General features: G+C 55.6%; 21 protein-coding genes. 10 read left to right on the top strand and 11 right to left on the bottom strand.

What is annotated here, in order from left to right; all coding sequences use genetic code 11:
* The first annotated feature begins 74 nt into the window (after window positions 1-74).
* The 3 genes from VNX88_05530 (at window position 75) to VNX88_05540 (ending at window position 2309) form a co-directional block, all read left to right on the top strand.
* Window positions 75-1337, top strand: coding sequence for a hypothetical protein (locus VNX88_05530; GenBank protein HWY68103.1), 1263 nt, complete (start codon window positions 75-77; stop codon window positions 1335-1337).
* Window positions 1338-1674: 337 nt separating this feature from the next.
* Complete coding sequence (locus VNX88_05535; protein HWY68104.1) at window positions 1675-1971, top strand: PspC domain-containing protein; 297 nt, start codon at window positions 1675-1677, stop codon at window positions 1969-1971.
* A gap of 35 nt (window positions 1972-2006) precedes the next feature.
* On the top strand, window positions 2007-2309 hold the full coding sequence (locus VNX88_05540) for a DUF962 domain-containing protein (GenBank protein HWY68105.1): 303 nt from the start codon (window positions 2007-2009) through the stop codon (window positions 2307-2309).
* 111 nt (window positions 2310-2420) lie between these two features.
* Here VNX88_05540 and VNX88_05545 read toward each other — a convergent pair whose 3' ends face one another.
* The 5 genes from VNX88_05545 to VNX88_05565 all read right to left on the bottom strand — a co-directional run bounded on the left by VNX88_05545 (window position 2421) and on the right by VNX88_05565 (window position 6537).
* A complete protein-coding gene (locus VNX88_05545; protein HWY68106.1) occupies window positions 2421-3506 on the bottom strand; it encodes an agmatine deiminase family protein in 1086 nt (361 codons plus the stop codon).
* Window positions 3507-3623: 117 nt separating this feature from the next.
* Window positions 3624-4526, bottom strand: coding sequence for a carbon-nitrogen hydrolase (locus VNX88_05550; protein HWY68107.1), 903 nt, complete (start codon window positions 4524-4526; stop codon window positions 3624-3626).
* Between the two features lie 153 nt (window positions 4527-4679).
* The gene (locus VNX88_05555) at window positions 4680-5237 is read right to left on the bottom strand and encodes an arginine decarboxylase, pyruvoyl-dependent (GenBank protein HWY68108.1); all 558 of its coding nucleotides are present in this window, start codon (window positions 5235-5237) and stop codon (window positions 4680-4682) included.
* A gap of 100 nt (window positions 5238-5337) precedes the next feature.
* Window positions 5338-6240: a LysR family transcriptional regulator gene (locus VNX88_05560; protein HWY68109.1), complete on the bottom strand. Its 903-nt coding sequence runs from the start codon at window positions 6238-6240 to the stop codon at window positions 5338-5340.
* A 168-nt stretch (window positions 6241-6408) separates the two neighbouring features.
* Window positions 6409-6537, bottom strand: a complete 129-nt coding sequence (locus tag VNX88_05565) for a hypothetical protein (protein ID HWY68110.1) — start codon at window positions 6535-6537, stop codon at window positions 6409-6411.
* 85 nt (window positions 6538-6622) lie between these two features.
* Between VNX88_05565 and VNX88_05570 the strand changes: the two genes are divergently transcribed.
* The 5 genes from VNX88_05570 to VNX88_05590 all read left to right on the top strand — a co-directional run bounded on the left by VNX88_05570 (window position 6623) and on the right by VNX88_05590 (window position 10955).
* Complete coding sequence (locus tag VNX88_05570; protein ID HWY68111.1) at window positions 6623-6964, top strand: hypothetical protein; 342 nt, start codon at window positions 6623-6625, stop codon at window positions 6962-6964.
* The gene (locus tag VNX88_05575) at window positions 6957-8564 is read left to right on the top strand and encodes a methylmalonyl-CoA mutase family protein (protein ID HWY68112.1); all 1608 of its coding nucleotides are present in this window, start codon (window positions 6957-6959) and stop codon (window positions 8562-8564) included. The genes VNX88_05570 and VNX88_05575 overlap by 8 nt, the downstream gene beginning before the upstream one ends.
* Window positions 8565-8601: 37 nt before the next feature.
* Window positions 8602-8745, top strand: coding sequence for a hypothetical protein (locus VNX88_05580; protein HWY68113.1), 144 nt, complete (start codon window positions 8602-8604; stop codon window positions 8743-8745).
* 492 nt (window positions 8746-9237) lie between these two features.
* Window positions 9238-9960 carry a S24 family peptidase gene (locus VNX88_05585; GenBank protein ID HWY68114.1) on the top strand — a complete coding sequence of 241 codons (723 nt, stop codon included), beginning with the start codon at window positions 9238-9240 and terminating at the stop codon, window positions 9958-9960.
* A 68-nt stretch (window positions 9961-10028) separates the two neighbouring features.
* A complete protein-coding gene (locus VNX88_05590; GenBank protein HWY68115.1) occupies window positions 10029-10955 on the top strand; it encodes a putative sulfate exporter family transporter in 927 nt (308 codons plus the stop codon).
* A 592-nt stretch (window positions 10956-11547) separates the two neighbouring features.
* Here VNX88_05590 and VNX88_05595 read toward each other — a convergent pair.
* From VNX88_05595 to VNX88_05610, 4 genes are all read right to left on the bottom strand, one after another.
* On the bottom strand, window positions 11548-12396 hold the full coding sequence (locus VNX88_05595) for a polysaccharide biosynthesis/export family protein (protein ID HWY68116.1): 849 nt from the start codon (window positions 12394-12396) through the stop codon (window positions 11548-11550).
* A gap of 209 nt (window positions 12397-12605) precedes the next feature.
* Window positions 12606-14783: a GNAT family N-acyltransferase gene (locus VNX88_05600; GenBank protein ID HWY68117.1), complete on the bottom strand. Its 2178-nt coding sequence runs from the start codon at window positions 14781-14783 to the stop codon at window positions 12606-12608.
* A 244-nt stretch (window positions 14784-15027) separates the two neighbouring features.
* Window positions 15028-17256, bottom strand: coding sequence for a hypothetical protein (locus tag VNX88_05605; GenBank protein ID HWY68118.1), 2229 nt, complete (start codon window positions 17254-17256; stop codon window positions 15028-15030).
* 70 nt (window positions 17257-17326) lie between these two features.
* Window positions 17327-17905: a DUF1990 domain-containing protein gene (locus VNX88_05610; GenBank protein HWY68119.1), complete on the bottom strand. Its 579-nt coding sequence runs from the start codon at window positions 17903-17905 to the stop codon at window positions 17327-17329.
* Between the two features lie 197 nt (window positions 17906-18102).
* On the opposite strand from VNX88_05610, the gene VNX88_05615 reads away from it, so the two are divergent.
* A complete protein-coding gene (locus VNX88_05615) occupies window positions 18103-18477 on the top strand; it encodes a hypothetical protein (GenBank protein ID HWY68120.1) in 375 nt (124 codons plus the stop codon).
* Window positions 18478-18807: 330 nt separating this feature from the next.
* Here VNX88_05615 and VNX88_05620 read toward each other — a convergent pair whose 3' ends face one another.
* A complete protein-coding gene (locus VNX88_05620; protein ID HWY68121.1) occupies window positions 18808-19641 on the bottom strand; it encodes a response regulator in 834 nt (277 codons plus the stop codon).
* Window positions 19642-19818: 177 nt separating this feature from the next.
* Here VNX88_05620 and VNX88_05625 point away from each other — a divergent pair, with 177 nt between their 5' ends.
* Window positions 19819-20655, top strand: a complete 837-nt coding sequence (locus VNX88_05625) for an N-acyl homoserine lactonase family protein (protein HWY68122.1) — start codon at window positions 19819-19821, stop codon at window positions 20653-20655.
* A gap of 407 nt (window positions 20656-21062) precedes the next feature.
* Here the strand turns inward: VNX88_05625 and VNX88_05630 are convergent, their stop codons facing one another.
* Complete coding sequence (locus tag VNX88_05630) at window positions 21063-21524, bottom strand: hypothetical protein (GenBank protein HWY68123.1); 462 nt, start codon at window positions 21522-21524, stop codon at window positions 21063-21065.
* Between the last annotated feature and the right edge of the window lie 33 nt (window positions 21525-21557).

Here is a 21557-nt window from a genome sequence, read left to right on the forward strand (position 1 = left end):
CTTTCCGGGGGCAGCATCTTTGTACCTGTTTCAGAGTACCTGGAATATCAGGTAAACTTCGCAGGTACCCTGCCATGAAGCCTTACCCGGTTCTTAGCTCCCCGGACCGACCTCCAGTGGTGCTTCTACTGTGTTTACTCGGTGCCTTGCTAGTAACGGGCCTCTCGAACTGTCCGTCGGCATGGGGATCGTCCCCGGCCTCTATCCCAGCTGTCACATATCACGCGGATCAGGATCCTCAGGTAAAGCTTGCGCTCGACGATTTCTACAACCTGGAGTACGACAAGGCTGTTTCCGAGTTTGAGCGTATCGAGAAGGCCCATCCCGAGGATCCTTTCGCGGTAGTTCATGTCCTACAGGCGACCGTGTTCCGCGAGCTATATCGCCTGAATCTGCTTGATACGACGCTCTACGCACACGATGGATTTCTTTCCGGGAAGGCAGTAAACGGCGATCCGGCGGTGCGCACCCAGGTCGACCAGCTCACAGCGCGCACAGTCAAGCTTTGCGACGCGCGGCTGGCGAAGGACTCTAACGACGTGGAGGCGCTCTACGTGCGTGGTGTTGCACGGGGGTTGAAGTCCACCTACATCGCCCTGGTCGACAAAAGTTTCCTCGCTGCCTTGAGAAGCGCAGTTGCGGCGCGTCGCGATCATGAACGCGTTCTGCAGATCGATCCTAAGTACATTGACGCGAAGACTGTCGTAGGTGCGCACAACTACGTGGTCGGTAGCCTGCCGATGCCGGTGAAGGTGCTTGCCGGTATTGCCGGCCTCGGAGGAAATCGGAAACGAGGACTGGAATACCTGCAACAGGCTTCGAAGGAGGGTCGCGAGTCGAGTGCTGATGCCCGCGTTGCCCTCGCCCTTTTCCTGCGCCGGGAAGGCCGTTACGACGAGGCTAGCGGGGTAGTGGAGACCTTGACTAAGCAGTATCCCAGGAATTTTCTCTTCGCTCTCGAACACTGCAATCTGCTGAAGGATGGCGGCAAGGGTCCGCAGGCTGTGATCTGCTACGAGAAGCTGCTCGACGGAGCAAGATCCGCGGAGTTTGCGAACCCTCACGTCGAATTTGCGGCCTTTGGACTGGCAGAAAGTTTGCGTGGGCAGAAGGATTATGAGGGCGCGCTCAAGGAATACGAGTTCACTGCTAATGTGCCCAGCGGACAGCTCAGCTTAAAGCAACGTGCCGGATTGGCTGCGGGCGAGATGTACGATGTGCTGCGCAAGCGCGACCTGGCTGTGATTCAATACCAGGCGGTAATTGCTCAGGACAATTCATCCGCGCAGGCGGAAATAGCTCGCAAACTCCTGCGTGAGCCTTATCGTCCTGAATAGGACATTTGGCTTCGAACACTGCCGAGACAACTGGTTTAAGGAGGGCATCGGCTGCAGCCGTGCCGCTCGAAACAGAGGTAGAACTTCTGAGTGCTGGAGGCAGGCCACTTCACGATACGCGTAGTGGTGCCGCGCCCCCGGCGCTCGAAGGTGATATGAGGAGAGCTCGGAACGGCACGGCTAAAGCCGATGCCCCTCCCTAAACCCGCGTTCTTCCAGTGGGGGGTACAGTGGGAACTTTTCAGGGATTGCGTGCGTTTCTTCCCATAGGTGGTTCCGACGAGGGCCAGCATGAGTCACTGGAGGGTTTATGTACTGCAATTTTTGTGGACGAACCATGGCAGACGACTGTCTCTACTGTTCGGCCTGCGGCCGCCAGTTAGGGGCGAGAGTAGTTCGGCGACCGCTGGAGCGTGCGCGTGAAGGTCGAAAGATCGGTGGCGTGTGTATGGGTCTTGCTCGCCACCTCGATGTCGACGTAACTCTGATCCGCTTGCTCACGCTGGTAGTAGCGATATTCACTGGCATCGGATTTGTCGCATATGTGATCGCCTGGATCGTGATACCTGAAGAGCCGGTCATCGTGCCCCAGACGCAGGTAGTGCACAGCCAATCCGGCCCGCCCATGACCTAGATTCTGTCGGGATTGCAGGTTTGGAGGACCACATCATGTTCTTCGGCCGATCCTGGAACGAATGGATCGCGCAGTACGCAAGCAGCCATCAGAATGCCGTCAATCGTGTCTGCCACACGATCGGCATTCCGATGATCATCCTCTCTCTAGTTGTCACGCCGGTGATTCCATTTGTCTCTGGCTTCTGGCGATTGCCTCTCACGCTTTTCATAGTCGGCTGGATCTTTCAATTCGTTGGACACGCATTCGAAGGCAAGCCTCCGGAGTTCTTTCATGATTGGAGGTTCTTGCTCGTGGGAGCGAGGTGGTGGGTGGCAAAGATGAGAGGTAAGGCTTAACAGAGCAAACACGAAGGTCACGAAGGAAAAACCAAAGACACGAAGCGCCCTCCGTGACCTTGATGTTGCCTTCGTGACCTTCGTGTTCGCTCTTCGATCTTTCCTCGGCGTTCAAGAAGTCGCAGGCTGTTGCTGCGTGGCGCAATGAATTGCGCCTAGTCCCCAAATGAAATCGCCGCAATAAATGCCAACCACGTCTCGATCTGGAAACAGTTCACCAAGAATGCTTAACGCGGCTTTGTCGTAGAGATTGTTGAAGGTGGGGACCAAGACGACGGCGTTGGCGATGTAAAAGTTGGCATAGCTGGCCGGCAACCGTTGCCCACGAAACCAAACAGGGGAGGGAATCGGAAGCTCAATCACTTTGAAGCGTTTGCCATCCTGATCGGTGGCACTTCGCAGGCGTTGCAAATTGTCCTGCAAGGGCGCGTGGTTCGGATCGGAAGAATTTTTCTCGACGGCGGTGACAATGGTGTCGGGCGAAACGAACCTGGAAATGTCATCGACGTGGCCATGCGTATCGTCGCCAGCGATTCCGCTTCCTAACCAGATAGTCTTCGTGACTCCTAGATAATCGGCGAACATTTGTTCCAGCTGCTCACGAGTGGCGCCCGGATTTCTCTCCTGAACGTCACTTAACAGGCATTCTTCTGTCGTGAGCATTGTGCCGCGCCCGTTCACATCGATGCTGCCGCCTTCGAGCACGGCGCGCCGGGGCTTTCCGTTGACTTTCAACTCGGGTGGCCAGCTCTCGAGTCCAAGCTTGCGGCCAATTAGTGCGGGAAGCTTTTCGTCCTTCTTGTAGTTCGGATATTTGGCCCATCCGTTGAATTGCCAATGCGTGATTGCCAACTTGGGATTCTTGTCTCGCGTAACAAAGATCGGGCCCGAGTCGCGAGTCCAAACGCGATCTGTCTTCCAGCGAAAGAATTCCACGCGATCTAACTGCACATGCGCGTGCTTCAGAGTGCGTTCGGCCGAACGCTGATGTGAGGCATCGTTAACGATGATCCTCACCTGCTCGCCGCGCGCGAGATGGCGAACGATGTCGGCATAAATAAACGGAATAGGTTGGAACTTGCCCGGCCAGTCATCGCGGTTGTGCGGCCACGCGATCCACGTGGCTTCATGACGCTCCCATTCCGCCGGCATGCGATAGCCAAGCAACGCTGGCGTGGCTGACTGCGGTCTCTTCAATTCTCGCCTTTCAAACAACACAACCACAGAGGACATAGAGGACACGGAGGAAAATTGGAGCCATGTTTTCCCGGTTTCCTCAGTGTTCTCTGTGTCCTCTGTGGTTAGCTCCTACTTTCAATCTAGGAATCGATGCGTAATGCCGGAATAGCTCTCGATGCGGCGGTCGCGCAAGAACGGCCAGTTACGGCGAGTTTCGTCAATCTCGCTTAGGTTCACCTCAGCACAAAGGATCTCTTCGCGGTCGTGTGAGGCCTCTGCGAGGACGCGTCCGAAAGGATCGGCGAGGAATGAGCCTCCCCAGAACTCCAGGCCGGCGCCTTTGGCTTCGTTTCCGCGGATGTTGCCGGTTTCGTGGCCAACTCGATTCACCACAGCAACGAATACTCCGTTGGCGATGGCATGTGCGCGCTGAATCGTGCGCCAGGCATCGTGTTGCGCGACCCCATGTTGCTCCTTCTCCGCCGGATGCCAGCCGATCGCTGTCGGATAGAAGAGCACCTGTGCTCCTTGCAGCGCTGTAAGCCGCGCGCCTTCTGGATACCACTGATCCCAGCAGACCAACGTTCCAATGCGGCCAACATCAGTGTCGAATGCTTTGAATCCGAGATCGCCGGGAGTGAAGTAGTACTTTTCGTAGTAGAGCGGGTCATCGGGAATGTGCATTTTCCGATACAGACCCTTGATGGCTCCGTCGCTTCCGATCAGCGCTGCAGTGTTGTGATACAGGCCCCGAGTCCGTTTCTCGAAAACTGAAGTAACAACAACTGCCTTGGCTTCCGTTGCTGCCTTCGAGATTGCGTCAGTGGTCGGACCGGGAATTGTTTCTGCCAGGTCGAAGAGGGCAGGATCTTCACGCTGGCAAAAATACTGGGTCCGAAACAATTCTGGCAGACAGATGATCTGCGCGCCATTGCGCCCGGCTTCGCGGATGCGCTGAACGGCCTTCTGCAGATTGGCATCCGGATCCGGCGAGCAGGAAAGTTGAATCAGTCCGACTTGGAAACGATCTTGAGTCATGGAAAGCAAAAACCAAGAGCGAACACGAAGGGCACAAAGGTGACACAAGAGGTCACGAAGAAACTATTGCCAAATCTCTGGAAAGAATTACAAATACGTTCTTCGTGTCCTTCGGAGTCGCCTTCGTGACCTTCGTGTTCGCTCTTCCCGGTCTTACTCGAAAATCAGAATTGCGGCTGCAATTACGGTGGTCCAACGGCCGTGCTTATCCCCCACTGCCGACTGAGTCATGTTGGCCGTGCGCACGATCTTGTTCGAGATGCGATAGATTTCCTTCTTCTCGTCCCAGGACTTGTCGGCGTCGAAGTCCACATCAAGCGTTGTCGCCAGCATCTCGGCTGCGAGTTCTTCCGCGTAATCGCCCGCCTGGTCGTCGGTCTCACCAAAGCTGTGGTGCTCGCTCATGTAGCCGTAAGTGCTGCGATCCGTCGGAATAGCGACACCAATACTTGAGGCCAGCAATCGATGCGGTTCGCGAGTTGAATTCTCGGCGACTACCGCAAACACAACCTCGCCGTGATTGAGGTACTTTTGGCCTACTTTGCGGGAGGTCAACTTGCAATGCGGCGGGAAGATGGAAGATACGCGTACCAGATTTTGCGATGCGATGCCGGCGTCACGCAGTGCCAGCTCGAAGGAGGTCAAGCGCTCTTTGTGTTTTCCCACCCCTTTGGTGAGAAAGAGCCGCTTGGGAACCATGTCTTTACCCAATTCAAAAATCCTCCGGAAAGGCTGATAGAAAAAATAAAGCTAACAGAAATTGTGCACTACGCGGGAAGGAAAATGTTTAAGCAGTATGAATTTCCCCGGTTTAGGAGTGGGCCAATTTCTTTACGGCTTTTCTATGTACCGCAATGTCCATGAAGGCGCGAGCAGCGCGGCTCAGCGTCTTGTCCTTGCGATAAACCAGCGCCAAGTCTCGGGCGATCGGAGGATCGATGAAGTTCAGGGCCACAAGCGTTCCGGCTCGGACCTCGTCGGAGATATTCGATCGTGCTACAAAGCCAATGCCCACGTCGGCGGCCACGAACCGCTTGAGCAGCTCACTGGAATCGAGTTCCATTGATACATGAGGTTTGAGCTGAGCTTCCTGAAAGACGTCATCAATCGCGTCGCGCGTGCGTCCTAACTTTGGGAGAACCAATGGATACTTGGCGATTTCCTCGAGGCGTGCGTGTGCAAGCTGCGCCAGAGGATGTCCGGGAGAAGTAATGAGGACCAGTTCATCGTGGTGTATGGGAAGGGCTGCTAGCCGAGCATCCTTCACGGGCATCGAGACAACGCCGAAGTCCACCGTCTGGTCAATCACGGACTCCAGCGTCGTAGTGGTCTCCGCGCGTTGAATGCTGACGGAAACCTTGGGGTACTGGCGTTTAAAGTCGCCAAAGACCTCGGGCAGAATGTAGAGACAGGTGGCTTCGTTGGCCCCGACAACGATTTCTCCACGTGGCGTGCGCTCCATTTCCGCAATGGTCATCTTCACGGACTTCAATGATCGGAGCGCTTCTTCGGCGTACGTCTGAAATGCTTTTCCGGCCATGGTAAGCGTAACCTTGGCGCCCGAGCGGTCGAACAACTTGGCTCCCACTTCCTCTTCGAGAGCGCGAATCTGCGATGAAATGGCGGGCTGAGTCCGAAAACAGCGCTCGGCAGCTTTGGAAAAGCTGGAGTGCTTAGCGACTTCCAGGAAGGAGTTGAGTTGGTCGAGATCCATGAGGCCGGACGGGAACTTGACCTGTATCGTACCCCGGATTGCTTAATTTCGCAGCCAAAACGGCGGGCTCACCCAACCGGCACCTCAACTCGCGTTATGAAGACCTCCGTATGGAGACTGTCGTTTATTTCAGTGGGATCAGCAGACTCAAAGAAGAGTTCCAGCGCCTCAACTAGATTTGGTTCTTGCCGCCTCGACGGTTTCACCCTGACTGGCAATGTCGAGCTCCGGGCAGAGGGCTACATATGCGTCGTCTTCGCGTTCAATGATCGCCGTCAGTTGTCGAGTGCTCTTCATGCGCCGAATTGTATCCCACGAGTTCGTGGCGATTTCTTGCTGCTTTCATTGCTAGAATCGAAGCGTGCCGCAGTCTCGAAATCTCATGCGAGCCCACGCTTTAGGGCGCGTTTTGTGGAGGCTTAGCAACCGTCACTATGCGGTGAGAGGAGGAGTTGCTGCGGCTAAGAGTGTTGGCAAGGCCGCTGCACGAACCACTCGGATCCTGGTGCTTGAGATCACTGGCTTTTTCTTCGCGGTGTTTGCTGCGATGGGCCTCGGAGCTGCCTGGCGTCAATGGGAGAGGATTCAGTCTGGCCAGTCGTCAGCTCCCGTTTCGCATGTGATCGTGACTTTGGCGTTTACCGCGACATTCATCTACTTCTCTGCGAGTTCCTTTCTGCGTGCTCGCCGCCGTGCCGCGATTAAAGAGAATGGCAATGGTTGATTCTGCGCGATCGGAAAGCCTCAAGCCGGCTTCTCAACCCGAACTGCGCGAACTCTATACCGAAGAAGACCTCTCGCAATCGCAGTGGAATTACGACGAGCAGGCTGGTTTTCCTGGTCAGTATCCATTCACTCGAGGCATTCAGCCCACGATGTATCGCGGACGCCTCTGGACCATGCGCCAGTATGCAGGCATGGGAGATGCGGAAGAGTCGAATCGCCGTTACAAATACCTGCTTGCGCACGGCACCATGGGGCTCTCTGTCGCCTTCGATCTGCCGACCCAAATCGGATATGACTCAGATGATCCCATGGCCTTGGGTGAAGTCGGCAAAGTCGGAGTAGCTATTGATTCCATCGAAGACATGGAGCGGCTTTTCGACGGCATTGATCTGGAGAAAATTTCCACGTCGATGACCATCAATGCCACGGCCATCATTCTGCTGGCGCTGTATGTTGCCGTGGCGAAGCGAAGGGGCGCGAATCCCCGTAAGCTGTCGGGTACGGTGCAAAACGATGTGCTGAAGGAGTACATCGCGCGCGGGACGTACATTTATCCCCCACTGCACGCGATGCGGATCATTATTGACATCTTCGCCTTCGCCAATGAGCATCTGCCGGAATGGAATCCAATCTCGATCTCCGGCTACCACATGCGAGAGGCCGGCTGCACCGCTGTGCAGGAAGTAGCGTTTACGCTTGGGAACGGTATTGCTTACGTGCAGGCCGCTCTTGATGCTGGACTCGACTTGGACCGCTTTGCTCCGCGACTCTCATTCTTCTTCAACGCCCACAACAATTTCCTGGAAGAAGTTGCAAAGTTTCGCGCTGCGCGACGGATGTGGGCTCGCATTATGCGCGAACGTTTTCGGGCGAAGAACCCCAGGTCGTGGATGCTTCGGTTCCACACTCAGACTGCCGGCTCAACGCTCACTGCCCAGCAACCTGAAGTCAACATCGTGAGAACCGCGATTCAGGCACTCGCATCCGTGTTGGGCGGCACGCAGTCACTTCATACCAATGGATACGATGAAGCGCTGGCGATTCCCACTGAAGAGGCGGCGCGCATTGCGCTCCGCACTCAGCAGATCATCGCCTACGAATCAGGCGCAGCACAGACCATTGATCCATTCGCCGGATCGTATGCGATTGAGAGCCTCACGGACGAAATCGAGAGTCGAGCCAGCGACTACATCGAGAAAATCGGTTCTCTGGGAGGCATGATCAAGGCCATCGAACAAGGATTCGTGCAGCAGGAGATCCAGAACGCAGCTTACGACGTCCAAAAGAAGATTGATCACGGCGATGTGGTCGTCGTTGGTGTGAACCGCTTCGCGATTGAGGACGAAAAGGCAATTCCAATCCAGCGGATCGACGAAGCGCTGGAGCGCAAGCAGGTGGAGCGAGTGCGGGCACTGCGGGCCGGCAGGGACGCCAACCAGTGGCGAATCGCCATGAATCGCCTGAAAGACAGTGCTTCAAGCGGTGCCAATCTTGTTCCCGCAGTGATCGAGGCAGTGGAAAAAAAGTGCACAGTTGGCGAGATATCCAATCAATTACGTGAAGTATTTGGAGAGCACCGCGAGACTGTCGTCATCTAAGTTGGCTGCATCCAATCGGCCAGATCGTTTAGGGAGAATGTTGGGCCTGGAGATCGCATGCTTCGCGGCAGTCGCGGCAGTAGTACGCGCCGTCAGCGCACAATCGAACGTCGCTCAATCCCTGGCACAAAATGCAGTATTTCTCGCAGGCACAGCGCGCTTCTTCTCGGTCGCACTGTGAACAGATGAATTTCGTTGCCATACCAAGAATGTAGCGCGGTTGCGACGAGAGGGAAACGCCGGAGCAGAACAATTTGTGTTGAGGGAGTAAACTTTAGTAAGAGCTAGAGAAAGTAAGAGCTAGAGAAGCAGAACTGCTGTCATTGGGATCATGGTTACTTAGGATTTTTTTCGATCCTGCGCATTTCCTTCAGCAGTGCGGCCTCCACTTTTGCGGATTGGCGTTCCCCTCGCGCGACGCGGCTGACATAAGACGGATCGATTCCTAATTGTTTTGCAATTCTGCTGTAGATACCGCGGTATAGGCTTAGTCGATTGAATTTTTGGTTTTTGGTATTATCCAACGTCATGATTCGTGACCCGCTGTCCTGGTCAGCGTGGCGCGATGCTAGATCACGACAACTGAGGGACAAGGGTGAGCGCCCTTTTTGTGGAGTTATAACTCTAATGTTAGCGAGAATAGCTCCGCCGCCATTCCCTGTCAAGGACTGATATGCGCGCTGGTACCAGGCTGGCTAGACCAGAGTGGGCTATACAAATCGAACGTTTGCGTGAACGTCTGCATTTGAATCAGGCAGGCCTTGCGCGTCTGCTCAACGTTTCCCCAATGGCGGTCTCGCGCTGGGAGCGTGCCGTCAACGAACCCGAAGCTGCCTTCTACATTCACATGGGGACTCTCTCCGGAGATCCCGACTGCTGGTACTTCTGGCAGCGTGCAGGACTGCCCGCCAGCGATCTCAAACGCGCCCTGCGCAAATCGAAAAACAGCAAGAGTCCACAGGCCGCCGTTGCCGAGCTGGAAAACCTGGCCGTTCCGCTGCTCGGAGTCAAAGCGGGTACTACCGAACCTGGAGATAACGATCCCAATATCGAGCGGAGTCCGATCGTCGCTAGAGTGATGGCGCCTAGCGATTGGAGCGAGAACAAGCTGAGTGTGCGCTGCCTGCGGGTTGTGGGCGACGGCATGGCTCCCCTGATTTCGGACGGCTCCGTGGTTGCCGTCGATCTGTCGCAATTCGATCCCTCTAAGCTGAACAACATGATTGTCCTCGCGTGGCACAAGGACCATGGCCTACTCATTCGCCGCCTCAAGAGATTTGGAGCCGCTGAAGTGCTCGCCGCCGATGCTGATCGTACTGAAGCCAGCACACTCAGTCTCGATCGCAACTGGCGGGTTCTTGGTCGCGTTGTGTGGTGGCTGTCGCGACCGAAATAGGATCGGCGCGTTCCGTTGTCATCCTGTCTCTCGCTTATGATTTGTGACACTCCATCCTGCTATTCTGATTGTTGAAGATCGTCAACAAGATTGCGTTTGTCGGAGGCATTCTCGCCTCCGGCTATTCAGCTTCTCCTCCCCTCGCTTTAGCATTAGGACTCGCACTTGCGCTAGCACTCGGGAACCCCTTTCCTGAATTTACTTCCCGCTGTTCGAAGTGGCTGCTGCAGATCTCCGTTGTAGGACTTGGTTTTGGCATGAGCCTTACTGAAGTCGTTCATGCCGGGCGCTCTGGTTTTCTTTACACGCTGGTGGGAATCAGTTTTGCAGTAGTGTGCGGACTGCTGCTCGGGCGCGCACTTTCAGTTGAGCGCACGCCGTCGCTCTTGATTTCGGTGGGGACCGCGATCTGCGGAGGAAGTGCTATCGCTGCTGTAGGACCGGTCGTGGACGCCGACGATCACGACATGGCTGTTTCTCTCGGTACTGTGTTCATCTTGAATGCGGTTGCTCTATTCGTGTTTCCCGTCATTGGCCATCGGCTTGCGCTCTCACAAACCCAGTTTGGGATCTGGTCAGCGCTGGCGATTCACGACACGAGTTCAGTCGTCGGCGCCGCCGCCCGGTATGGAAGCGTGGCCTTGGCGGTGGCAACGACCGTGAAACTCACACGCGCCCTCTGGATTGTGCCGGTAACGCTTGCCGTAGCAGCGCTTAACAAGCACAAAGCACGTGTGCAAGTGCCCTGGTTCATTTTGTTTTTTCTGCTGGCGTCGGTTGCGAGGAGCTACTCACCAGAATCCTTCATGCCCGCGTACGCCTTCTCGCTTAGTGCAGCCAAAATTGGATTGGCCGTGACACTGTTTCTAATTGGCAGCGGATTGTCGCGCAAAGCAATCGCCGAAGTGGGAGCGCGTCCGCTGGTGCAGGGAATAGTTCTGTGGGCGATTGTGGCTGCGGGATCGATGTGGCTAGTGCGTTCGGGATTATTTTAGGCACGGCTTCCCGTGCTCGAACGCGGCCTGTCCCGTTGTCCCGCGAGTATAGGGTTCGGGACAACGGGACAAAATAGATTTTGCAATCTAAGCCACTGCTAATCTGAAGGTTAGAGCCATCCAGTTTGCCGGGACAAGACTCGCTTTTTCCGCCTTTTGTCCAGAGCCATTTTTCCTTCCAGATGAAGCTCAAACGCAAAACAAAAAAACTCACGCAGATCGACGCAGATTTTAGGGATTCACGCTGATCGTTCTCCGGGATGATCTCGGATTCATATCGTTTGGGCGTGATGAAGCTTTTCTAGCGGATTCAGCGTTTTCGAATGCGCGCTGTCCCACTGTCCCAGCGCGTATGGGGTTTTGGGACAGTGGGACAGAAGCCCTTCCTCTCAGTAAGTGGTGTGAACTCATGTATTTAGGCGCTGTTTGGATATTGGGACAGTAAGCGTGGTTTTCATGCCTCTGTCGCAAGCCTCTAGTCCTCGAGTTATGGTGCCGAACCGGATCAAAAGCTCACTCCAGCTTCCAAAGAGAAAATCCGCGTGAATCCCTGAGATCCGCGTGCATCTGTGTGAGCTTTTGCTTTTGTTTTTTAGCGCCGATAAATAGCCAAGCCCGTAGCGACCTGAACGATCGACTCCATGCTCCTGCGTGCCGCGGACTTAGCTGCGCTGTTGGGTATGAACAAAACATCCTCATTCTCCAGCGCAATATCGGGAGCTTTAGAGGTCATAATCTCCTTCAGTTGCACTGGAATTTCCTGCAGCTTCCCAGCGTTACGCCGGATAATTCTTACGTTTTTCGTCGACGCGGTGGGATTCACTCCCTGGGCCAGGGCTATGGCCTGCAAGACGGTCAGATTGTCATCGTTATTCATCACATAGCCGCCGGGCGTCTTTACGTCGCCGCTCACGTAAACGATTCCGGCGCGGGACACCATTACGGTGTCTCCGGGCTGGAGGAACGCGTTTTGCGCGAGCGCTTCCTTGGGATCGCGCGACAAAAGGATCGCGTTTCCGGCCGTGGGATGCTCGCGATGACTCACGTAAATCATCTTTCCGGCGCGGTTTGTGGCGCCACCCGCGGCAGATAATGCGTCGAAAAGACGCGGTGAACCGAGCAGCGGATAAATCCCGGGTCGCGTTACCTCTCCCAAAACGGAAATTCCCTGCGTTGCAAATTCTTTTACGAGGATGCCTACATGCGGATCGCGCAAGAATCCACCGCTTACCAGTCGTTGTTCGAGGTCTTTCTGCGCCTGTTCTGGGGTTAGCCCAGCCACCTTTGCGGCTCCAACCAGCGGAACTGTGATCTCTCCAGCGCCACTTATACGCAGAGTCCCACTCAACTCCGGCGCTCCGAATACTTTCAATTCGATCAGATCACCGGGTCCAAGACGCGGATCGGACGCTGCATGAGCGGAAGTCGCATCGTTAGCCACGCTCCCGACACTCTTTTCGACGGAACTAGCGTCATTAACGGCACTTGTTTGAGCAGAATTTTGCGCAAAGAGAAGACCATTGCGGGAATCAATCGAGGGCAGAAAGACGCAGCAAAGCATCACAAAGCGGCGGATAATCATGGGAAGTGCGGGATTCTAGCACGCCGGTCGCGGGTTGGTAGAGACGCAGCATGCTGCGTCTCTACGCGTTAATCCGCGGGTTCGGCGACGAATTCCGGCACGCTAAACGCGCGATGATAATCAATAAACCGCTCTGCGCCCTGGCTTCCCAGGTATTTGTGCAACGATTTGCGGTCGCTATTGCGCAAATCGACGACGATAAGCCCGTCCAGCGTGTCAGAAAAGCGGCCATCAACGTTGAAGGCAAGCACTTCGCCGCCCATTTTTAGGTATTGCTTGAGCAGAATCGGGATCCCTTTGCCGTCAAATTCGAATTCCGAAATGGACCCCGAGAGCTCTTCCGGATCGCGAACGAGGCGGTTAAAAGCGCTAATATCCCAATGTTTGAGCCTTGCAGAGCGGAAAGCGCGCCTTGGCTGCACCATTGCGGCCAACGGATGCGTCGCAAACTGCGCCTGAAAGAACTGATACATCAGCGTTCGCGACGCTGGAGCGTACGAATTCGAGATGCTAACCGCGCCAAACAGCACCGGATGCGCCGGATTCAGCGCAACATAGCGTCCAATAGCCTTCCATAAAAGCAGCAACGGCGCATACTGACGCTGGTATTCGGGGCGCACAAACGACCGTCCCAGCTCCACCGCCGGCCCTAAAAGATCGAAAAAGTCGTCCTTAAAGCGGAAAAGCGTATTGGTATAGAGCCCGTTAACGCCGAATTTGTGCAGGATATTCACAGTCGGCGCCAGCCGATAAGCGCCAACAATCTCTTTTTGGGGCTTATTCCAGACAAAAAGGTGCGTGTAATAGTCGTCGTAGCGGTCTAAATCGACCGATTTTCCCGTTCCCTCGCCCTCTGCGCGGAAACTTAACTCCCTTAGCCGACCGATTTCGCGCAAAATATGCGGGATTTTCGGCGCGCTAGCGCAGTAAGCTCCATATTCTTCGCTGCTTTCCAGGCACGCTGACGACGGTAGAAGCGCGATTTCCTGCTCCAATTGCGCCGCTGGAACCGCGTCCGCGAGCGCTTCCGGCGCGGGAAGAAAGGGAATTAACGGCAGTTTTGCGGCGGGTAAGAACGGAATTTGCGCGGTTTTGGGGTCTTCGGACGCCGTTTTTGCGTCATTCCGGCACACTTTTGAGGCGCGATTGGCAAGCAAATAAGTCTTCCAGCGCAGGAATTCGGTGCCTTCCCGGACGGAAGCGAACCCCTTGAATCTGTCATCCTGAGCGGACGAGGGTTCCCGCGCGCTTTCTCCAGCGCGGGAAACGCGGGGGCCCCGAGAACCCGCTGTTGGTTCTTGGGGTGCGGAAACCGGAGTCGAAGGATCTTGTGTTTTGGTGTTTGCGTCGGGAATTGATCGACCGTTGACCCATTCGCTACCGCGAACGGTACTGACCTTGTTCTCTAGCCTCTCTGGCTTCCCAATTCGGATCTCGACCTTCGCGCCGCGCTTGCGCAAAAATTCCTTCGCCAAGCTCGCTGTCCGCAGACGTGGATGGACAAATCCCATCAATTGAAACGACGCGCTGTTGCGCCCATCGATAAACACCGGCAGTGCCGACGCCCCAGTCGAACGAGCCAGGCGAAACGCTGTTGTGTTCCATTCCGGATCAGTCACACCCTTCGCCCACTGCTTCGGATTCAAGTGAGCAACTTCGCCGGCGGGGAAGATGAGCAACATGCCGCCCCGATTCAGCCACTCTTTTGCTCCCCGGATCCCGCGCTGATTAACGTTCGGTGAGGACGCTTCATGTTGCGTCTCCACAGATTTCTTTGCCGAGTGCTGAGTGCTGACGGCCGACTGCTGTTTTCCCCCGAACGGATCCAGCGGGATACAGTACTCATCCAACTCGGGAACGCCAGTCAGCATGTAGTTGGTAAGAATCTTCAAATCCGGACGCACCCGCAGCAACAACGCACCCAGCAATATGCCGTCGAGAATTCCAAACGGATGATTCGCCACCACGACGCAAGCGCCGGTAGCAGGCACGCGTGCAAGATCGGCGTCGCTCACCGAACAGGTTACGTTCATCTTCTTTAAGAGCCGGTTAAAGATATTAGTGCCATCCGGTTCGCGCGTCGCTTCGTAGACTTCGCGCACCTTATCCAGGGAAAGCAGCTTCGCCAAAATGGGATTGAAAGAAGGGAAGAGCGTCCTTTCGCTCACAAAGGACCCCCGCGCACCCTCGTGCGGGTTTTGCCGGAAGCTGGTAGCCGGAGGCTGGAAGCTATTTTTGCGACGCATAGTTGAATCTATCTAGCTTGCGTTGCTTCTTGATTAACCCAAAGTGAAATGAGTGTGAATTGAGCGAAGAACCGATTACGGAAGTGGTACGACTTCAGGGTCAGGAGGAATCGTGTGAAAGAGCAAAAGCAACACACGACACGGATGTCACGGAAGAAGCTACGGATTTACACGAATTTCGTATCGGATGCTTTGGGCGTGCTCCGACACGAAACGAACCAATCTGCTCCGCACGGGCGCTCGGCTACCGCAGCCACGACGGTTGGACAAAAGCGCCATCGCCTGCCGAGTCCCATACTGCGAAACGAACCCAGGATTTTCCCGCGGCCTCAAATGGGATTGAGAAATGTTTTTTCCCAAACGGCGGCAGGTCTTTTGCTGAAATGATTTGCCGGTCGACTTTCTTGCCATCGCCCCAAACTACTTCGACGAACTCGAGCGGGAACGTCCACTCCACATCGGCTGAGATGTTTCGCCGATATCGGCTGCCTTCCACTGCGTAGTTCGTGATGAGGATCTCCCCGGTAGTCACAAAGAAGTCGCCGGAGCGGAGCGCGCGCAGGATCGGTGACCAATCTTCATCCGGCCCGGGCACGCGGCTTAGCTTCAGGTAATTCACCGGGAAGTTCGGATACAGATCATCCTCCGGCCCCTTCTTGTAAGTATCGATGTCCGCAATGATGTATTTCGGCTTCAGCCCGGAGCCGGCGTTCTGGTTGTTCATCGTGTCCATGGAATCGAAGCAGCGCCACTCGCACAAACGCTGCTCGGAAAGGTCCATTCCCATTCCGGGCTTAAACGCCACTCCCAGGTAGCGATCGCTCCTGATCCAGGCCTTGTCGAACACGGCGTCGGGATAGCCGGTCGTGCCCTTGGTCCGCGGATGTGCGTGGTACCAGTAGGCATCTTCGGCGGCGATCATCGCCTGCACATCGTCCGTGCCGCCCGTGTGGTACACCTTTCCGTAAATGGGATCCATTTCCGTAAACGCCTGGCCCGGAGTGCGCACCTTCGACCAATACACATTCTTCGGCCAGAGAATGTTGTAGTGGCCTCCGAAGTAGGCGCTCGGCTCCTCCCAGGGCACGACGAGGAAGTTTTTGTCCGACGCGCGCCGGCATCCTTCGAAATAATCTTTTTGATCCTTGAAGCGCAGCGGTCCCGGATCATCGCGCGCCAGCTCGAAATGAAAGTCGCTGAGCCCGATGATGTTCAGATTGAGAGCCCGCATCGCTGCCAGGTCTTCGATCTGTGTGTCGAGCGAGCCGCTCTGGCGCAGGCGTCCGGTAAAGTCCAGGTGAAAGTGGTTGACGAAGGTTTTGTACCCGGGCAGCGGCTTGAACGTATCCCCGTGGGTGAAGGCCAGCACCGCATCCCGCGTGGCTTCGGCGGGTTTGGCGTCCACATAGAAGTACACCGCCATGCGCTGCCACGTGCCCGGCGGCGCGTTGAACAGCGCAAAGTTGTCGCGATACTTCTCCACCTCTTCCCGATCCGGCTGGCGAATGCCGATCGCGAAGCGCTTATCGCCGTCCTTGCGGTACCACACATATCCCAGATTGGTATCGACCTCGCGCGTAAAGAAGAAGGTGTGCGGCGGAGTGAATGTAGCCATCGATCCACCCTTGCCCTCAGCCACCAGCACACGGTTCGCCGCCTTCACCGGCGCAACCGCATCGTTCTTCGGACCGCCAAACAGGTACCGCTGCGGATGCCCGCCAACGTCGTGCCAAGCAACCCGTGGCATAAGATCGGTCGAAAGGCCGCTCAGTCCCGCCTCGTACTTGTAGGCAATCGATGGTTCGTCGGTTTTGGCGACCGCCTCCATGCGAATGAGGTTTGTTCCGCGATACACCGTGAATCGCAAACTACCGGAGAAGATTCCCATATCGAGACCGGGAAAGGTGACCTCGATGCGGTCTCCGTCGGTCTTCACGCTGCATGAATCGGCATGGAACGCTGCCGTAGCCTGGCGGACCTCCTCCGGCTTGCGCGGCAAACCCAAGCTGTGCGGCGTCTTCTCTCCCGGATGCGTACCGGGAACCTCCAGCGGCGCATCCCAGAACGCATACCACTTATTCTTCTCGATGACCTCAGGAGTAATCTCCACCCCAAGCGACCGTAGAGGCGCCGCCTGCTGCTCCGACATCCGCCGCACTCCGCTCGTCACCCGGAATTCCGGCGTCAGATTCTGGCCCAGCGTCCTCCAAGCGCCGCCAGCACGCACCGCCAAATCGCGAATGGTAGGCACGCCATTGCTAACGGCAAACTTGGTACGCAGTTCGTTAGTACCTGCACCTGTCCACTCCACAACCAGGACCTCGCCCTGGGGTGTGGCAGTCAACCCTGAACGAACCTTGTATTCGCTGAGATCACACTTGAGCGGCTCAGCCCAGCAGGTTACGGTTGCGGAGAGTGTGATAAGTGCAGGTAAAACGAATCTCGTGAGCTTGCGCATGAGGTTGTTCGGCATGTTATCGCCTGTGGCCGCGCAGTGTAGCAGAACCACCTGCGGTAGTGGGTGGTGCGGTTGCAGTTGGTTCTTAAGCAACCGCCTTCAGCATGGCTGCTTTAGAATTTTCTCTGAAGCGCCGTTGAAGCCATCTAGTTAAAGGAAAGGCCAGTTTCGCCGAGATAGCTCGAGGGCGTGAAAAAGCGAGGAGATCGTACCAGACGGAATCATCCCGGCTCTCCCGTTCCACAGAGAACCGTTCTTCTCCACTTTCAGCATGGTCTAGAAGAGTGCCGTACGCGAAACCACGTCTCTCCACTGAGCCGCTGCGTTCGTTCAGTACGTAGACGACTCGAGCTGCATTCAACGACCAGAAGCCGAAGTGCCGGATGAGAACTGCGACGTTCGTTCCTTTGGTGATTGGAGCGTCGGGCCAACACAATTGCAACCAGCCCATGTTGAACATCTGCCAATTATTAATTGCCTTTACAGCACGACTCCAAACATCCTCACCGTAACCAAGTAGCCATCGATTGTGATCGATTGTGTAACCAACAACGCGAGAGCGATCGGCAGAAAACCCAACGCCAGAATAGGAAAACTGTGACTCAGCCTGGCTGGCAAGGAATCCGCGGATTTTGTCGTCGGAAGGCTTCGCAATCAGGAACATTGGAAAACTAGCGCCAGCGGAAAGTCTACCTTGATCACACCAAGACACTTCGATTGCCAGAATAGGAAAACTCTGCAGGCGCCGCTGCAAATACGACGAAAGTAACTTTGCCCATCGTTCCAGCACCGCTATGATCCGGTTGCACTAAGATTTGCCCCAGCGACATAACCAAAGAACAAGGATTCATAGCGATCATCATGAGTCAGCGAAACATAAAGATCATTGGGGCGATAGCGATTCTCCTCGTACTCTGCAGCGCGGGATGGCAGATCGGTAAGTGGGAGTTGGCGAGTGTTGAGTTGCGCGACGATATGCACGATATGGCGTCGCAGCTCGGCCCACGCATTGGATATAGCAACGGCCTCTCGGATGAAGAGTTCCGCAATGAAGTTATACGCAAGGCCAGCAAATACGACATTCAGCTAGCGCCGGAGCAGGTCACAGTTGTGCGAAACGGCGAAGGCATCCAGGCAACCATGTACCTGGCTGCGGATTACACGGTTCCGATCCATCTTCCGGGATTTTCTTTCCAACTTCATTTCAACCCCGAGAGCGGCAGGAGACCCAGTTAGAGCCGGAAGGGTGGCATACCCTTCGCCGTTTCCTGTTTTTCTTGCTTACGATTTCTAGAGAGTGGGTGCCGCACTCTTCGTGTTTTCGAAGGGTGCGGGAACAGGAGCTGGTCGAGCAACTTGTTTTGATTTTGTTTCTGCTTCGAGTCTCCGCAGCGTGCTTCGATGACAAATCAGATCGACAACGTGCATCGCCAGCGCACCCTTTCGAAAAACCGCAAAAGGATGCGGCACACCCACTTTTTAGGTATGGCAAACAAGAAAAATTACGAGCAGCGAAGGCTGCGCCACCCGTCCGTACATGCTAGGCAGGATTTGAGACCCTTGGCTTCACGCCGTTTGTCCAAAGCTTGATTGCTCTTCGAAAGCACGGATCGACTCCTCGAATTCTTCGTGAAGGGCCTCGCCCATCAGCATCATGTCGGAGATACAGGTGCTCATGTCAACGGAGAGAAAGTGCTTGTGCAGGACACGAGAGAGGACAATGTGCAGCAATCGGGCTTCGATCGCGATACGTTGCGTGGTATAGCCCTGTTCAAAGCGCTCCCGGCCGTGTGTCGTCGCTCCCGGTTTCTTACTGTTAGCGATCACATTTGGACCAGCTTCGATTCGCTTCGCAAGCTCCTCGATGATCAGACGAACGTGATCGAGTCGCTCCTTCTTGCTGAGCGGAATCGAAGAGAGCATTGTGTTCTGGCTCGATTCGCTGAGCCATTTAGCCGCGATCTCATCGACGCTCTCACGCAAGATAGCTGAGAGGCGCTTGACCTGAATCGGAGTTACTCGCCGCGGCTGTTTGGCTTTTTCCTTAATCGTCTCGACGAGGTGTTTTACCTCGGCGGGTTTTGTCAGGTAGTCGTCGACCTGGTTTCGTATCGCTTCCAGTGCGGTTGCGAAATCAGGATACCCGCTGAGAATTAATGTTACGGCGCTCGGCTGGACGCGGCGCATGGCGCTGATCAAGGTGAATCCGTCACCCTTCTCGCCGATGTTCAGGTCAGCCAACAACACGTCGAACTTATCGCGGTTGATATAGGCCAGCGCTTCGGCAACTGTGCCTGCCACCGACACTGCGAAACCTTCCTGTTCCAGGATGAGCGGCAACGTCAATCGAATGCCAGGTTCATCATCGGCGAAAAGAATCCGGGTCTTACGTACTTGCATACACGTTCACCGGGAGCACAGAGAAGCTTTCCAAGTCCTTCCGGCACCTTTCTTGTGGAGAGGTGAACTCCACGAACGGAAAAATGAACCCCCCAAACCTTAGTTGCTGGGTTCCGATGCAGAGTTGGCTAAGGTGCCTGCGATATACTCGCCCGGCACTTCAGCTAGAGGCCGCATATGCGCCGGTTACTTCTCGCGTTCGTCGCCGTGCTGTTGGTCGTTCAGTGGTCTGCCACCGCGGGCGCCCAGAGTTACACGATCCAGGCCATTCGCTACGCCACCGTGCCGGACTTTCCCGTGTCTAATCTCGTGATCGGAGCGCCCAAGGAGGAAAAGGTCAACCTGGCTATGGTGTTCTGGCTTCTACGCGGCGGCGGACACAACGTCCTGTTCGACAGCGGCTTTCATCGAGAAAAATGGTTCAAGCAGTTTCCGATCACTGAATACCTGCGGCCCGATGAAGCTGTGAAACTTGCGGGAGTGAAGCCTGAGGAAGTGACGGACATCATCGTCAGTCACGCCCATTGGGATCACATGGGAGGCATTGACCTGTTCCCAAAAGCCACTGTCTGGATTCAGAAAGAGGAGTTCGCTTACTACACAGGCGATGCCTGGCAACCGGGCGGAAAACACGGCGGAATCGACAGCGAAGATGTCGCGGAATTGGAACGACTGAACACGCAAGGTCGACTGAGACTAGTGAACGGAGACGACGTAGAAATCCTTCCCGGCATCCGCGCATACACGGGCGGCCGCCACACCTATGCTTCGCAGTACATTCGCGTCGATGGCGAGCCGGTTTACGTATTGGCCTCAGACAACTGTTACCTGTATCGCAACCTTAAAGAGCGAGCTGCGTCGGCCACCTTCAGCGAAGCTGATCACCCAGCCAACATCCGTAACCAGGAACGCATGATCCAACTCGCCGGCTCCGCCGACCGTGTCATACCAGGCCACGACGCATTGCAGTTCAAGAACTTTCCTACCGAAGGCCGTATCGCCCGTATCCGCTGAGCGGACAATTCCAGCCGGATGGGCCGAGACTGTTTCCATTTCGGTTCGTGCATGCGAACTCCGTGGTCCAGGGTTGGCGGGTGGCCAGGCCTTTTTGTTGAGTTCCAATATGGAACTAACAAGAAGTCGGGTGCCCCATCCCCCCACCCCAGCAACAAAATCGAGTTGCTGGGACCCCGGCCTCGCTGTGTTGGCGAGGGTGGGAGTGACATGAATGTCAATCAGCCCGGTTTTGTTTGTTCTCTTCTTTTCGGGCAGCTTCCAATTCGTCTATTCTGTCCAATGCACGTGAAGCCAGTGGTGTCGGACAATGCAAAAGTCAAAGGCGGAATTACACGCATTCTCCTATCCCACCCTCGCGAACGTCGCTTATCGAGGGGCATACCCCAAGCTGTTAGTGCTCGACTTCAGTCAGGCAGGATGGAGCGTTTTCGTAGTTCTTCGGCGTCGCCGAGGTCGCGCGCTCGGCCGGTGTGCTCTTTGTTCCGGATCAGGGCTGCGCGGCCTATGAAATAGACCGCAACTCCATCCAGTTCCCCCTGGTCACGCGTGGACCAGGCATCTTCGAAGCTAAGGCCGGAAAGGCTAGTCAGCAAATCTATCCGGTTAGGGCTCATGCCCAATTGGACGACTTTATCCGGATCCTGAAGATCGCCGCTTCCTATCGCAAGATTCCCGAAGCCGAACTGCGATAGGGCACGCATCACCCGCTCGGCGTTCTCGGGAGCCGGACGAATGAGCAGGCCGAGATCCGCGGTGTACCGCGGAACGCCGTGATAGGCGACCGCAAAGGCTCCTACGACCAGGTATTCAACTTTGTTCGCGTTTAATAATTCGACAAACTCGCGCAAGTCCTTGCTTAGCGGCATCGGGGTGGCGGCGGTCGCGGAGTTCGATCACCA

The sequence above is a fragment of the Terriglobales bacterium genome, from assembly GCA_035567895.1.
Lineage (GTDB): Bacteria > Acidobacteriota > Terriglobia > Terriglobales > Acidobacteriaceae > Gp1-AA112.